Annotated in this window: 12 protein-coding genes; 8 read left to right on the plus strand and 4 right to left on the minus strand. The window is 41.9% G+C overall.

Going from position 1 to position 13,364, the window contains the following annotated elements:
• The first annotated feature begins 50 nt into the window (after positions 1–50).
• The gene (locus tag NYR63_RS11040; RefSeq protein WP_279457548.1) at positions 51–728 is read left to right on the plus strand and encodes a phosphoribosyltransferase family protein; all 678 of its coding nucleotides are present in this window, start codon (positions 51–53) and stop codon (positions 726–728) included.
• 531 nt (positions 729–1,259) lie between these two features.
• Here the strand turns inward: NYR63_RS11040 and rsmC are convergent.
• Entirely contained in the window at positions 1,260–2,249 is a 990-nt protein-coding gene (rsmC, locus tag NYR63_RS11045) for a 16S rRNA (guanine(1207)-N(2))-methyltransferase RsmC (protein ID WP_279457549.1), read from the minus strand.
• Positions 2,250–2,353: 104 nt separating this feature from the next.
• Here rsmC and NYR63_RS11050 point away from each other — a divergent pair, with 104 nt between their 5' ends.
• From NYR63_RS11050 to pdxH, 4 genes are all read left to right on the plus strand, one after another.
• Positions 2,354–2,776: a DNA polymerase III subunit psi gene (locus NYR63_RS11050; RefSeq protein WP_279457550.1), complete on the plus strand. Its 423-nt coding sequence runs from the start codon at positions 2,354–2,356 to the stop codon at positions 2,774–2,776.
• Positions 2,769–3,206 carry a ribosomal protein S18-alanine N-acetyltransferase gene (gene rimI, locus NYR63_RS11055; RefSeq protein ID WP_279457551.1) on the plus strand — a complete coding sequence of 146 codons (438 nt, stop codon included), beginning with the start codon at positions 2,769–2,771 and terminating at the stop codon, positions 3,204–3,206. The genes NYR63_RS11050 and rimI overlap by 8 nt, the downstream gene beginning before the upstream one ends.
• A gap of 22 nt (positions 3,207–3,228) precedes the next feature.
• Positions 3,229–4,566 carry an ATP-dependent RNA helicase SrmB gene (gene srmB, locus NYR63_RS11060; RefSeq protein ID WP_279457552.1) on the plus strand — a complete coding sequence of 446 codons (1,338 nt, stop codon included), beginning with the start codon at positions 3,229–3,231 and terminating at the stop codon, positions 4,564–4,566.
• A 77-nt stretch (positions 4,567–4,643) separates the two neighbouring features.
• The gene (pdxH, locus tag NYR63_RS11065; RefSeq protein ID WP_279457553.1) at positions 4,644–5,273 is read left to right on the plus strand and encodes a pyridoxamine 5'-phosphate oxidase; all 630 of its coding nucleotides are present in this window, start codon (positions 4,644–4,646) and stop codon (positions 5,271–5,273) included.
• A gap of 71 nt (positions 5,274–5,344) precedes the next feature.
• Here the strand turns inward: pdxH and NYR63_RS11070 are convergent, their stop codons facing one another.
• The 3 genes from NYR63_RS11070 to NYR63_RS11080 all read right to left on the minus strand — a co-directional run bounded on the left by NYR63_RS11070 (position 5,345) and on the right by NYR63_RS11080 (position 9,428).
• Positions 5,345–6,982, minus strand: a complete 1,638-nt coding sequence (locus NYR63_RS11070; RefSeq protein ID WP_279457554.1) for an ABC transporter substrate-binding protein — start codon at positions 6,980–6,982, stop codon at positions 5,345–5,347.
• A gap of 189 nt (positions 6,983–7,171) precedes the next feature.
• The gene (locus tag NYR63_RS11075; RefSeq protein WP_279457555.1) at positions 7,172–8,653 is read right to left on the minus strand and encodes an aldehyde dehydrogenase family protein; all 1,482 of its coding nucleotides are present in this window, start codon (positions 8,651–8,653) and stop codon (positions 7,172–7,174) included.
• A gap of 205 nt (positions 8,654–8,858) precedes the next feature.
• The gene (locus NYR63_RS11080; RefSeq protein ID WP_279457556.1) at positions 8,859–9,428 is read right to left on the minus strand and encodes an acetate uptake transporter; all 570 of its coding nucleotides are present in this window, start codon (positions 9,426–9,428) and stop codon (positions 8,859–8,861) included.
• A gap of 241 nt (positions 9,429–9,669) precedes the next feature.
• On the opposite strand from NYR63_RS11080, the gene NYR63_RS11085 reads away from it, so the two are divergent.
• The 3 genes from NYR63_RS11085 to fhuB are packed head-to-tail and all read left to right on the plus strand — an operon-like array spanning position 9,670 to position 13,333.
• Complete coding sequence (locus NYR63_RS11085) at positions 9,670–10,434, plus strand: ABC transporter ATP-binding protein (protein WP_005606134.1); 765 nt, start codon at positions 9,670–9,672, stop codon at positions 10,432–10,434.
• Positions 10,434–11,387, plus strand: coding sequence for an iron-siderophore ABC transporter substrate-binding protein (locus tag NYR63_RS11090; protein WP_279457557.1), 954 nt, complete (start codon positions 10,434–10,436; stop codon positions 11,385–11,387). The genes NYR63_RS11085 and NYR63_RS11090 overlap by 1 nt, the downstream gene beginning before the upstream one ends.
• The gene (gene fhuB / locus NYR63_RS11095) at positions 11,381–13,333 is read left to right on the plus strand and encodes a Fe(3+)-hydroxamate ABC transporter permease FhuB (protein ID WP_279457558.1); all 1,953 of its coding nucleotides are present in this window, start codon (positions 11,381–11,383) and stop codon (positions 13,331–13,333) included. Before NYR63_RS11090 ends, fhuB begins: the two co-directional genes overlap by 7 nt.
• Positions 13,334–13,364: the final 31 nt, after the last annotated feature.

Genomic DNA, 13,364 nt, shown 5'->3' on the forward strand with positions numbered 1-13,364 from the left:
TTCTTCAATAAATTTGATAAAACATAAAGCGTTTTATTAAGGAGAAAAAAATGAATAATTGGGATTTTCGTTGTATCGAATGTCATCAAAGATTACGGATTGCACGGCATGGTATTTGTAGTCGTTGTTTTAATCGGTTGGAAATAACACCTTATTGCGGTTGTTGCGGGGCGTTATTAGTCGATAATCATCACCATTGCGGCGAATGTTTAAAAAATGAACCTAAATGGCATCGTATGGTATTGGCTTCACGTTATAGTATGCCGATGACGAAGTGGATTCATCAGTTTAAATTTCAAGGACAATATTGGTTAGATCGTCCGCTTGCTCGTTTACTGTTATTGGCAATTAAAAATGCGCAACGTGAACACGGATTAATATTACCCGAAGTGATTTTACCGGTTCCGCTTTATTGGCTGAGATATTGGAAACGAGGTTTTAATCAAGCGGAATTATTAGCGATTTATTTAGCGAAATGGTTAAATATTCCTATCGATACTCAAAGTTTAAAACGGGTACATAATACTTGCTCGCAACGAGAATTAAGGGCTGTTCAGCGTCGTCATAATTTAAAAGATGCTTTTCGTTATCAGCCTATATTTCCTTATCAACGCATTGCAATTATTGATGATGTGGTGACGACAGGCTCAACATTAAATGCTATTTGTAGCGAATTATTAAAACAAGGAGCCAAAGAAATTCAAGTTTGGACGTTAGCAAGAGCTTAAGTTTTAAATAAAAGATATAAGAAGTATTTCTTTAAAGATGCTTATATTTTTGGAGTTTTAGTTATTTATTGTGATTTATAAATGATTAATTATGCGGTAAATGTTTAGCCGGTGTAAGTTTTATTAGCTTATTTAATTGGTATGGCAAACAAATATTTATGTTTTATTTATCGTATTGCTATATGAGCTTGTCTAACCAGTGTTGCAAAGATCATTTAAATTATTATAATGTTTTTGAATTCTTTACTTTTTACTTATTATTAGCCTAATGACATCTATAAATTATTGAAGTGTAAACGTCAGTTTTTTTAGAAATGTTATGAGAAGTATTTGAGTAAAAGTAGAATTTACTCCCATATATTATTAAATCTATCACTATTTAGATATTTGATAATAGTATGGCGATAAGCGTAATGAATTAACCGCACGGAAACGCTTCTAATCACGCTTTAAGTGATTGGAAGTATATGTGTTAGGTTGTTGTAAAAGACGGTTGAAAAGGAGCTTCCGACCGTCTTTTTTTAGAAAATGTTATGCCCTTGCCGAATACACCTTAAATTTATTGGACTTAGCAATCATTTTATGTGAGCCGAAAGCTTTATCCAATAAATCCGGATAAGGTAAGAAAGCATTCGCCACAATACGTAATTCCCCACCTCGATTTAAACGCTGTTTTGCTTGAGCAATTAAATCTTCTACCGCACGATAAGCGGTATCAATGCCATCGTGAAACGGCGGATTTGAAACAATTAAATCGAATCGCTCTTCAATATGTGAAAAAACATCACTTGCCACAACCGTTCCTTCCAACGCATTTTCCGCAAGCGTACGGCGAGAAGATTCCAATGCCATTGCGTGAATATCGGACATGGTTAATTTAATTTTTTCAAATTGATGTTTGAGGCTTGCCCCAATCACACCGGCTCCACAACCAAGATCTAATACTTTGCCTTTCAAGCGGTCTGCCTTATTAAAAGTAGATAGTAATAGTTGTGTGCCGCCGTCTAACTCTGCCGAACTGAATACCGCCGGTAAAGCGAAGATATTAAGCTCTTGCAAGCGGTAAGATTTCCAGAATTTTTTGCCATCAAATTCCGGTACGCTTTGCAACTCAAAATGGTATAAACCGCAGCGGCGAGCGGAATCAATTTTGGCAATATTACCGTAAGGCTCAAGTAATTTTTCCACCGAACGTACACCGGCACGGTTTTCACCGATAATCAACATGTCTTGTCCTACATCAGCTTGCGAAAGCCATTGTAGTAATTGATATTGACATTCTTGTTTGTTTTTAGTCCAGTAAAAGACGGCTAATTCGGCTTTAATTTCGCAATCTAAACCGAAGCTCACATCGGCATATTGGCGTGCATAATCGAAATAACTGCTAAAAACGGCAACGCTTTTTGCATTCGCTTTTATTTGATCGGCAAAACGATCTCGAACATCACCAAAAAGTAAAATCGATTTATTGGCAAACAAAGGCAAATGACGGCTTAATACTTCACTTTCAAGAGAGAGCATAACTATCCTTTTATTTCCGTATATTACGGGGCTTAATCATAAAAACATTTCCGCATTTTACCGACTTTTGATACTATTCCCTACTTGTTTTTGCGAGGTATGAGATGAATCGGCGAGATTTGCTATTAAATGAGATGAATATTCCTCAATGGGTGCTGACAAAACCGCAAGTATTAAAGGGCGATGCGCAAATTCGCTTGGATAAAGCGGTGAAACTGGTTGTGGTATGTGAAGATAATCATCAAACTAGCGGTCTGTTTTCGGATATCTTATGTACCTTGCAGTTGCAGCCTAACCAATATCAATGGTTGGATGCGGAACAAGCCCAGCGTTTAGCTTTTGATCATCATCCTATTTTTTGGCTAATCCAAACGGAAGAGCAAGCGGTTGAAATTGCAAAAAAATTTGCAAATCAGACCGCTTGGCAACATAGCTCGTGGCAAGAATTAACTCGTGTAGCGACTAAACGCCAACTTTGGCAACAAATGGCGGCATTTTGTCAGCATTTTGAGGATAATCATGATTGAAATCATTAATGAATCGGATTTTGACCGCTTGTTTGAGATTGAGCAAGCCGCACACCTTGTACCTTGGAGCAAAGGCACGTTACTTAATAATCAAGGCGATAAATACTTAAATCTCAAGCTGACCGAGCAAAATCAAATTGTGGCTTTTGCTATTTGCCAAACCGTATTGGACGAAGCGACTTTATTTAACATTGCGGTTGATCCGAATTTTCAAGCAAAAGGCTACGGCAAACGCTTATTATCCGCCTTAATTGAAAGACTGCGTGAACAAGGTATCTTAACGCTTTGGCTGGAAGTGCGAGAATCCAATCTCGCCGCACAAAAATTATATGACGCACTCGGTTTTAATGAAGTCACTATTCGTAAAAACTATTATCCGACACCGAGTGGCGCAAGAGAAAATGCCGTTGTGATGGCATTGTATTTATAAATAATTAGGAACATTAAACATAATGACCACTGAAACCCCATTAATGACCTTTGAGGAACTAGATTTAGCCCCTCAACTGTTAAAAGCACTCAATAAAAAAGGTTATAAACGCCCGACCGCCGTACAAGCGGAAACTATTCCGCACGCACTTGACGGACGTGATTTACTTGGTTCGGCACCGACCGGCACCGGCAAAACCGCCGCATTTTTATTACCGGCGATTCAACATTTGTTAGATTACCCACGCCGTAAACCGGGCGCACCACGCATTTTAATTTTAACCCCAACCCGTGAACTTGCGATGCAAGTGTCGGAAGAAGCGCAAGCTTTTGCCGAATTTACCAAACTCAGTATTGCGACGATTACCGGCGGTGTGGCGTATCAAAATCACGGCGAAGTGTTTAACAGCAACCAAGATATCGTGGTCGCGACACCGGGACGTTTAATGCAATATATCAAAGAAGAAAATTTTGACTGCCGTGCGGTGGAGATTTTGATCTTTGATGAGGCGGATCGGATGTTACAAATGGGCTTTGGGCAAGATGCGGAAAAAATTGCGGCGGAAACCCGTTGGCGTAAGCATACGTGGTTATTCTCGGCAACGCTGGAAGGCGAGTTGTTAGTTGATTTTACCGACCGTATTTTGGATAACCCGTTAAAAATTGATGCGGAACCAAGCCGCCGTGAGCGTAAAAAAATCCAACAATGGTATTACCATGCGGACAATGTGGAACACAAAACTAAATTGCTTGCCCGTTTAATTGCTACGATGGAAATGGAAAAAACAATCGTCTTTGTTCGTCGTCGTGAAGATGTACGCGAGTTAAGCGATACGTTACGTAAACGTGGCTTACGTTCGACTTATTTAGAAGGCGATATGGCGCAAACTCAGCGTAACCAAGCGATCGCCCGTTTAAAAGACGGTGTGGTGAACGTATTGGTCGCGACAGATGTTGCCGCGCGTGGTATTGATATTGATGATGTCGATTATGTGATTAACTTCGACTTACCGTACAGTGCGGATACTTATTTACACCGTATCGGTCGTACCGCTCGTGCCGGTAAAAAAGGCTCGGCGATATCATTGGTGGAAGCTCATGATTACAAGCTGTTAGGTAAAATCAAACGCTATACCGAAGAGCCGTTAAAAGCAAGAGTGATTGAAGGTTTAGAACCTCGTACCAAAGCACCGAAAGACGGTGAGTTGAATACTACGACCAAAAAAGAAAAAGCACGTATTAAAAAACGCAAAGAGGCGAAAAAAGAAGCGGCAAAAGCCAAAGTAAAAGTGCGTCATAAAGACACCAAAAATATCGGTAAACGTCGTAAACCGGCTTCGGAAGCGACAACATCTGCGTAATCACAAGCGGTTAAATTTTTGCAAGATTTTGCGGAAATTTAACCGCTTTTGCTTTCTGCCTTATACAAGGAGGGAAAATGGATCTACACAACATTCGAGAAGATTATAGTAAACAAGAACTGTCCCAAGCACATTGTCATGCGGATCCGATTCAACAATTCGAACAATGGTTGCAAGAGGCTATTTTTACTCAAGTTAATGAACCGACCGCAATGAATGTAGCGACCGTACTTGACGGTAAACCGACCAGCCGAATTGTGTTATTAAAAGAAGTGAATCCAAACGGCTTTGTGTTTTTTACCAATTATCAAAGCCGTAAGGGGCAAGCGATTGAGCAAAATCCTTATGCGGCATTAACCTTTTTTTGGGCGGAGTTAGAACGTTCGGTACGGATTGAAGGACAGATTGAGAAAATTTCAGCTGAGGAATCGGATCGCTATTTTGCCAGCCGTCCTTATACCAGCCGAGTCGGAGCTTGGGCAAGTAATCAGAGTCAAGTGTTAGCCAGTAAAAGCGAGTTGGTGGCAAAGGCGGCATTGATTGCGGCGAAACACCCGTTACAAGTGCCTCGCCCACCACATTGGGGCGGTTATATCGTATTACCGGAACGCATTGAATTTTGGCAGGGCAGACCAAGTCGTTTGCACGATCGCATTTGTTATCGCCTTGTTGAAGGAAAGTGGCATAAAGAAAGGTTATCGCCATAAGGCTGCAGAGATAAAAAATGGTGAGATTTCTCACCATTTTTTGTTGATTTGACTAAATTAATCGAAGATTTTTAGTCAGCAAGTTTTGTACCGTACAAATAAGTGTAACCGAACGGACTTTGTTTGTAGTCTTGTACACGTTTACTAGTCGGCGCAAAGTTAATTGAGTGTGCCACGTTAATCCACGGAGCTCGTTCTCTTAACAATACTTGTGCCTGTTCGTAGAGTTTAGTACGTTCTGCTTTATCTGATAAGCCGAGTGCTTTGTCTAATAACGCATCTAACTCAGGGCTGTTAAAACGAGCATAGTTACTGTTGCCAACGTTTGCTGAACCGAATAATGGTGATAAGAAGTTATCCGGATCACCGTTATCGCCAGACCAACCGTAAGTACCGGCAGTGAATTCGCCTGCTTTTGAGCGTTTAATATAATCGCCCCATTCATAAGTCACTAATTTTGCTTTTACCCCGATTTTTTCCCAGTCAGCCTGAATAATTTCAGACATACGGCGCGGGTTCGGATTTGAAGCACGCACCACCGGCTGTACCCAAAGTTCGGTTTCGAAACCGTTCGGATAGCCTGCTTCCGCGAGTAATTGCTTCGCTTTTTCGATATTGAATTCCGATTCAGGTAAGCTGTCGTTGTAGCCCCAAATGGTTGGCGGTAACGGGTTTTTCGCCGCAATACCGGCACCTTGGTAAACCACGTCAATAATCGCTTTTTTATCGACCGCAAGATTTAACGCTTGGCGTACTTTCACATTATCAAACGGTGCTTTTTCGGTGTTAAATGCCACATAAGCGATATTTAAACCCGGTTGTGAAAGCAATTGCACTTTCGGATCGGTTTTCATTTTTTCAATATCGGTCGCATTCGGGAAGTCGATTAAATCGCATTGACCTGCTTGTAATTTTGCATAACGAGCGGTTGCATCCGGTACGATTTCAAAAATTAAACGGTCGAAATCCGCTTTACCTTTCCAATAATCTTTATGCGCAACATAGCGGCTTGCCTGATCTAAAACGTAACCGGTAAAGGCGAACGGACCGGTACCAATCGGTGTGGTGTCGATGGTTTCCGGTTTACCCGCTTTTAACATCGCATCCGCATATTCCGCAGAATAGATCGAAGTGAAGTCCATACCTAAACTTGAAACGAAGGTTGCATCACGTTTGGTTAGGGTAAATTTCACCGTATGATCGTCCACTTTCTCTACCGCTTTTAATAAAGTCGGGAATTTCATTGCTTTAAAGTACGGATAGGTCGCTTTTGATACCGTATGATAAGGATGATTCGGATCTAACTGACGGTTAAATGAAAAGACTACGTCATCCGCATTAAAATCACGGCTTGGAGTAAATTCTTTGTTTGAGTGGAATTTTACCCCTTTACGTAAATGGAAAGTGTAAGTTAAGCCGTCTTCGGAAATATCCCAAGATTCGGCTAACGCCGGCTCAATTTCGGTCGAACCGCGTTTAAATTCGACTAAACGGTTATAAACTTGTTGAGAACTTGCATTGTACGAAATGCCGTCCATTGCCAGTGCCGGGCTGAAATATTGCGGAGAACGGCTCACGCAGTTCACGAAAGTTTTTTCGGCAGCCGGTTTTGCTGCAGTTTTAGCATCAGTGTTTTTATCGTCGCAAGCGGCTAAAGCCAGTACCGCTAATACGGCCGCGCTTACTTTAGTTAAATTGACTAATTTCATAGGTTCTCCAAGTAGGATTAAAATTATAAAAAGTATAATTCGGCAGAGATTACCTTGTCTGATGGTGAGAGTAAAGAACAAAAGGCGTTTCGTTATAAGAAAACGATATAAAAAGCGGTCTAATTTCCGCTAAATTTTGCAAAAAAGTAGGAAAATTAGACCGCTGGCTCAAGGAGATTGAGTTAAAAATTAGTACATACCTTCACGTTCTTCACGAGTACTGATGTAGATATTTTTCACTTGGGTGTAAGCATCCAACATCATTTGGTGGGTTTCACGTCCGATACCGGAAGATTTATAACCGCCGAACGGTGCGCCCGCCGGTAAAATATTATAGCAGTTTACCCAGACACGACCGGTTTCGATCGCTTGTGAAACACGTAACGCACGGTTGATGTCTTTGGTCCAAACACCACCGCCTAAGCCGTATTCCGAATCGTTTGCCATACGGATAACGTCTTCTTCGGTTTTGAATTTAATCACGGTTGCCACCGGTCCGAAGATTTCTTCTTGTGCAACACGGCTAGTATTATCTTTAGACTCGATTAAGGTAGGTTCGACGAATTCACCGCAAGCAAGGTTATCCGCCAAGACTTTTCTACCGCCGGTAATAATACGACAACCTTCTTCTTCACCGATTTTCACATATTTTAAGATAGTGTTAAGTTGTCCCGCATTGACCTGCGCACCCATTTGCGTATCGTCTTCCCATGGTAAACCGACTTTGACTTTCTTAAATTCTTCGGCGAGTGCCGCCACAAATTTGTCGTAAATCCCTTCTTGTACGAAGATACGAGAACCGGCGCAACATACTTGTCCTTGGTTGAATAAAATACCTTTTTGCGCACCTTCCAACGCTTTATCAAACGGCATATCGTCAAAGAAAATATTAGCCGATTTACCGCCTAATTCTAAGGTTGCCGGAATGAGTAATTCCGCGGCGGAAATCGCAATATGACGACCGATTTCAGTTGAACCGGTAAAGGCTAATTTATTGAAGCCTTTGTGATGTAACATATATTCGCCGGATTTTGAACCTTTACCGGTAATTACGTTTAGTACGCCTTTCGGGAGTAAATGATTAATTTTTTGTGCAAAAGACAATAAGCTTAACGAAGTGGTGCTGGAAGGGTGGATTACTACGGTACAACCTGCCGCCAATGCCGGTGCGATTTTCCACGCCGCCATTAAGAACGGGAAGTTCCACGGAATAATTTGTCCGACTACACCGATCGGCTCACGTAATACGAGCGAGAGTTCTTCTTGATTGATTTGATTTAAGCTGCCTTCGCCGGCACGAATCGCACTGGCGAAATAACGGAAGTGATCGGAAGCCAACGGAATATCCGCCGCTCTGGTTTCACGAATCGGTTTACCGTTGTCTAAGGTTTCTTGTAAAGCGAATAATTCGCTGTTTTCGTCAATTATATCGGCAATTTTATTTAAAATCGCCGCACGTTCCGCTACCGTTGTTTTACGCCAAGATTTAAATGCTTCTTGCGCCGCTTTTACCGCCGCATCCACATCCGCATCGGTTGCATCGACAAAATGCGCTAAGACTTCGCCGTTTGCCGGATTATAAGAAGGAAGTAAATCGTTACCGCTACCTTGAGTCCATTCGCCATTGATTAATAAGCCGTAATTTTTATCAAAAACATTAAGATCTTTCATTGCATAGCTCCTTATTGATTATAGGATATAAACTCATCTATATATTCGATAATATGCCTAACACTCAAATTTGCAATGTTTTTTATACAAAAATGTTAATGAATTGTGAAAAATGTGAGCTGGATCTCAAAACAAGCGGTCTGATTTTCTGAAAAATCGGCAAAAAATAAGGACGCCGTAGCGTCCTTATCGAGATAAACATATTTTATTGTTTCGGCGCACCGATTGGTAATACCGTACGACCGAAGCTCTCATTAATGATTTCCGCCGCCGCTAAGTAGAACGCTAATAATGCGGTTAATAAACCGAAGTTACCGCCGATATGAGTCAGTGAGTGATCGCCGGTGAAATCACCTGCCGCTAATAAGTAGAAAGTGACGGTTAATGCTAAGAAGATTGCCTGTAATGCGCGAGCTTTTGCTAACGTACCGATAAACATCATTAGCGTGAACGTACCCCAAGCCACTAAATACCAACCGATAAACGGTGCGGTTACGCCTTCAGCGAAAAACACTTTGAATAATGCGAATGACCACCAAAATGCGCCGTAGCTAGTAAATGCGGTAAAACCGAACGTATTACCTTTTGAAAATTCGAACATACCTGCAATCATTTGTGCCGTACCGCCGAAAGCAAATCCCATTGCAAGCACTAAGCCTACGTTTTCGCCACCGAAGGTACCGTTATTGATTAAGCTAAGTAACCAAGTGGTTAAGGCGAAACCGCATAAACCTAGTGGGCCCGGATTAGCTGTTAAAGCGTTATGATTTGACATTGAAAACCTCGAGTCGTAATTGAATAAAAAATGTGTATATTGCAAAAGCGCAGGATTATATAGATAACTTAAATGAGTTGCTATAACTTGATGTTAAAATTGTAAAATTTTTTATAAATTTGCCCGCTTATGAGCTGAAAATGGCGAGATCTTGAAAAAAGTCAAAAAGAACCGGAGAAACTTATTTAAATGCTAATAATTTTTAATTAGAATAGCTTCCTTTTATTTATTCGGAGCTATTGTGTTTTTAATTGAAAATGCGACTTTTGCTATTCCTAGCCGTACTTTACTCCATTCGATTTCTTTGCAATTCGAACAAGGTAAAGTGTACGGGTTAATCGGACACAATGGCTCGGGTAAATCTACATTCATTAAATTATTGGCAAAACAAGAACAAGTATCGGCAGGTAAAATTCTATTTAATCAGAAAGAACTTAACCAATGGTCATCACGAGAATTTGCCAAACAAGTCGCTTATCTTCCGCAACATCTTCCGCAAGCTACCAATCTGACCGCCAGAGAGCTTATCGCCATGGGGCGTTATGCGTGGAATGGTTTATTCGGTTCCAATAAACAAAAAGATCATGAAGCTATCGAACGAGCTTTAGCCTTAACCCATACCGAGCAGTTTGCCGAGCAGTTGGTGGATACGCTTTCCGGCGGTGAGCGTTCTCGCATTTGGCTGGCGATGTTATTGGCGCAACAAAGTAAATTCTTATTGTTGGACGAACCGCTTGCCGCCTTAGATATTGCTCACCAAGTAGAAGTGATGGAATTGGTCAAAAAATTGGCGCACGAGCTGAATTTAGGTGTGATTATTGTGATTCACGATATTAATTTGGCGGCACGTTATTGTGATCAGTTGGTGGCGTTGCATAGCGGCAAATTATTAGCGCAGGGTGATGCGTTTGAGATTGTAAACAGCCCGAAATTAAAACAAATTTACGGTATTGATCTGAATGTGATCGAACACCCTGAAACCAAAAGACCGGTGAGTTTTTATTGATGAAACGACTTATTTTTTTACCACGGAACACACAGAAAAACACAGAAAATATTTATCGTATTTTCCGTGAGCTTCCGTGTTTCTCCGTGGTTAAAACATTAGCGGTCATTTTTGGGCTTTTTTTTGCAATGTCTTGCGGGGTGAAGGCAAAATCTTTTGCGACCTTGGATTGGACGGTTGCCGAAACGTTAATCGCTTTAGGCGAGAAACCGGTGGCGGTCGGTGATGTAAAAAGTTATCAGCAGTGGGTCAGTGAACCGGCGTTACCGAATGACACTTTAGATCTCGGTGTGCGAATGCAGCCGAATCCGGAACAGATTCTTGCCTTAAAACAGGGTGATCACGATTTGCATTTTATTAATAGCAGTTTTTATGCCCAAGCCACCGCTACGCTCGAGCCGTTTTCCACTGTGACATTAGTCGATTTTTATACGGAAGGCGATGCTTGGCAAAATATTGTGAATGCCAGCCGTAAAGTCGCGTTTATTGCTGATAAACAAACGGAATTTGAGCAGCTCATGGCTAACTATTTGCAAAAAATGGGTGAAATTCGACCGCTTGTTCAGCCTTATTTGGAGCGACCGATTGCCTTGGTACAGTTTATTGATACACGCCATTTACGCATTTATGCCGCAAACAGCCCGTTTGGTGCAGTATTGTCACAACTCGGTTTTCATAATGCGTGGAACGGTTCGCAAAATGCCTGGGGCTTTGAAACGATTGATGTCACTCAGTTAGCCAAACTTGCGCCGAATAGCCGTTTAGTGGTGGTAAAACCGTATCCGGCGAATATCGGTTCCGCTTTGCGCTACAACACCTTATGGCAACGTTTAGCCATGGCGAAAGATCCGTTAATTTTACCGGCGGTGTGGACATTCGGCGGCATTCCCTCCGCCCAACGCTTTGCCGAAATGTTTGCTAACGGATTATTGCACGGAGGCGAACAATGGTAAAAGCGAGCAAATTCTTATTCAGCGGATTAACCGTATTATTTTTCGGACTGCTGCTGACCGTATTAATGCTACAACTGCCAAATGGAAGCGGGCTAGTTTCGCTATTTTTGCCTAGCGACAATCTGGAATTATTGCTGATCCAAAGTTATAGCCTACCGCGTATTGTGATGGCATTACTTGCCGGCGGAATTTTAGGTTTAGCGAGCTTATTATTACAGCAAGTGATGGCGAATCCGTTGGCATCGGATAATACGCTTGGCATTAGTAGCGGTGCGCAATTCACCTTATTTTTAACCGCGATTTTTTTACCGGATTGGTTGGAATACGGCTCAAGTGCGGTCGCATTAATCGGTGCGGCACTCAGCCTGATTTTAGTGCTGAGTTTGGCGATGAGAAAAACAATGTCACCCTTATTGCTGATCCTTGCCGGCTTAGTGGTAAATCTGTATTTCGGTTCGTTTTCCGCATTAATGATGCTGTTTTATCCGGAAGAATCTCGAGGTTTGGCACAATGGGGTGCCGGTTCTTTAGTGCAAGAAAGTTGGCGGGATTCCTTATTATTGATGGTTCAAACCATACCGGCTTTGTTATTTATCGCTTTATTTATTCGTCCGCTCACTATTTTGGCGTTAAATGATGCGAATGCACAGAGTTTAGGCGTACCGGTCGCAAAATTGCGGGTTATTGGCGTATTGATTGCGGCATTTTTAATTGCGGTCGTGGTGGCGAAAGTCGGTATGTTAGGTTTTATCGGCTTGGCTTCGGCAACTATTGTTCGCCAACTGCATATTCGCCGTTTTAGTCATCAGCTGTTTTCCGCTTTTGGGTTAGGTGCGTTATTGTTAGCGAATACGGATTTGCTGTTACAGTTATTTGCCTTTTTTAGCGGGATTCATTTACCGACCGGTGCGGTGGTCGCATTATTAGGTACGCCGTTGTTGCTTTGGCTGATGTTTAGTGCTTTACCGCATACCGGACGTTTACAGCAGACGGATTTGCAAAAAATTCGTCAATTTAGACCGCTTGTTCTTGCGTTGATACTGGGTGGTTTAGCATTGGCAATTTGCTTAGCGTTATTTGTCGGCAAGGGTATCAACGGCTGGCAATGGACGCAACAAAGCGAGTTGATTGCATTGCGCCTCCCTCGTTTAATGGTGGCGATAGCGGTCGGGATTTTATTGTCGGTCGCCGGTGTGATTTTACAGCGTTTAACGTTAAACCCGATGGCAAGCCCCGAATTATTGGGGGTGTCTTCCGGCACGTCAATGGGCATTTTAGCCGCTTTGTTTCTGTTTGGTGTGCAACAAACCGAATGGTTTTGGTTGGCAGGAATTCTCGGTGCTTGTGCTGCATTATTGGTATTAACTGCAATCAATCAGCGTAGTGGTATGTTGCCGGAAAAAGTGTTGCTGACCGGTATCAGCTTATCGGCATTATTTGATACGTTGCAACGTTTAGCGATTGCCAGCGGTGACCCTCGAGCCAATCAGTTGATTGCCTGGACATCAGGTTCGACCCAAAATGTAAGTCATGAAATGGCTATCGGTTTGCTAGCGGTCAGTTTTACGTTGCTTTTTGCAAGTTTGATTTTCAGTCGTTGGCTTGCTCTACTGGCGTTACAAGCACCGATGGCACAATCGCTTGGCCTAAATCTAAAACAAGCTCGTTGGTGTTTAATTTTATTTAGTGCGTTATTAACTGCACTAGCGACATTGGTTATCGGTCCGTTAAGTTTTATCGGTTTACTGGTGCCGCAAATGGTACGTTTTTTAGGGGTAAAAAAAGCTCCGCAACAGATTTTGATTTCAGCTTGTTTGGGCGGATTAATTATGTCACTTGCCGACTGGCTCGGCAGGCAGTTATTGTTTCCGTATGAAATTCCGGCGGGTTTAGTCGCCACATTAGTTGGTGGAACTTATTTCTTATTAATGCTAAGAAGAGTTTAGCCTTCACAATTTAAAAAATTCTTAACAACAC

This window comes from Actinobacillus genomosp. 1, assembly GCF_029774175.1.
Classification (GTDB): Bacteria; Pseudomonadota; Gammaproteobacteria; order Enterobacterales; family Pasteurellaceae; genus Actinobacillus.

Excerpts from the sequence above, each read along its gene's own strand:
- pdxH (WP_279457553.1), top strand. The coding sequence starts at position 4,644 with ATGGATCTACACAACATTCGAGAAGATTATAGTAAACAAGAACTGTCC.
- NYR63_RS11090 (WP_279457557.1), top strand. The coding sequence starts at position 10,434 with ATGAAACGACTTATTTTTTTACCACGGAACACACAGAAAAACACAGAA.
- NYR63_RS11075 (WP_279457555.1), bottom strand. The coding sequence starts at position 8,653 with ATGAAAGATCTTAATGTTTTTGATAAAAATTACGGCTTATTAATCAAT.
- NYR63_RS11040 (WP_279457548.1), top strand. The coding sequence starts at position 51 with ATGAATAATTGGGATTTTCGTTGTATCGAATGTCATCAAAGATTACGG.
- NYR63_RS11070 (WP_279457554.1), bottom strand. The coding sequence starts at position 6,982 with ATGAAATTAGTCAATTTAACTAAAGTAAGCGCGGCCGTATTAGCGGTA.
- rsmC (WP_279457549.1), bottom strand. The coding sequence starts at position 2,249 with ATGCTCTCTCTTGAAAGTGAAGTATTAAGCCGTCATTTGCCTTTGTTT.
- rimI (WP_279457551.1), top strand. The coding sequence starts at position 2,769 with ATGATTGAAATCATTAATGAATCGGATTTTGACCGCTTGTTTGAGATT.
- NYR63_RS11050 (WP_279457550.1), top strand. The coding sequence starts at position 2,354 with ATGAATCGGCGAGATTTGCTATTAAATGAGATGAATATTCCTCAATGG.
- NYR63_RS11080 (WP_279457556.1), bottom strand. The coding sequence starts at position 9,428 with ATGTCAAATCATAACGCTTTAACAGCTAATCCGGGCCCACTAGGTTTA.
- fhuB (WP_279457558.1), top strand. The coding sequence starts at position 11,381 with ATGGTAAAAGCGAGCAAATTCTTATTCAGCGGATTAACCGTATTATTT.
- srmB (WP_279457552.1), top strand. The coding sequence starts at position 3,229 with ATGACCACTGAAACCCCATTAATGACCTTTGAGGAACTAGATTTAGCC.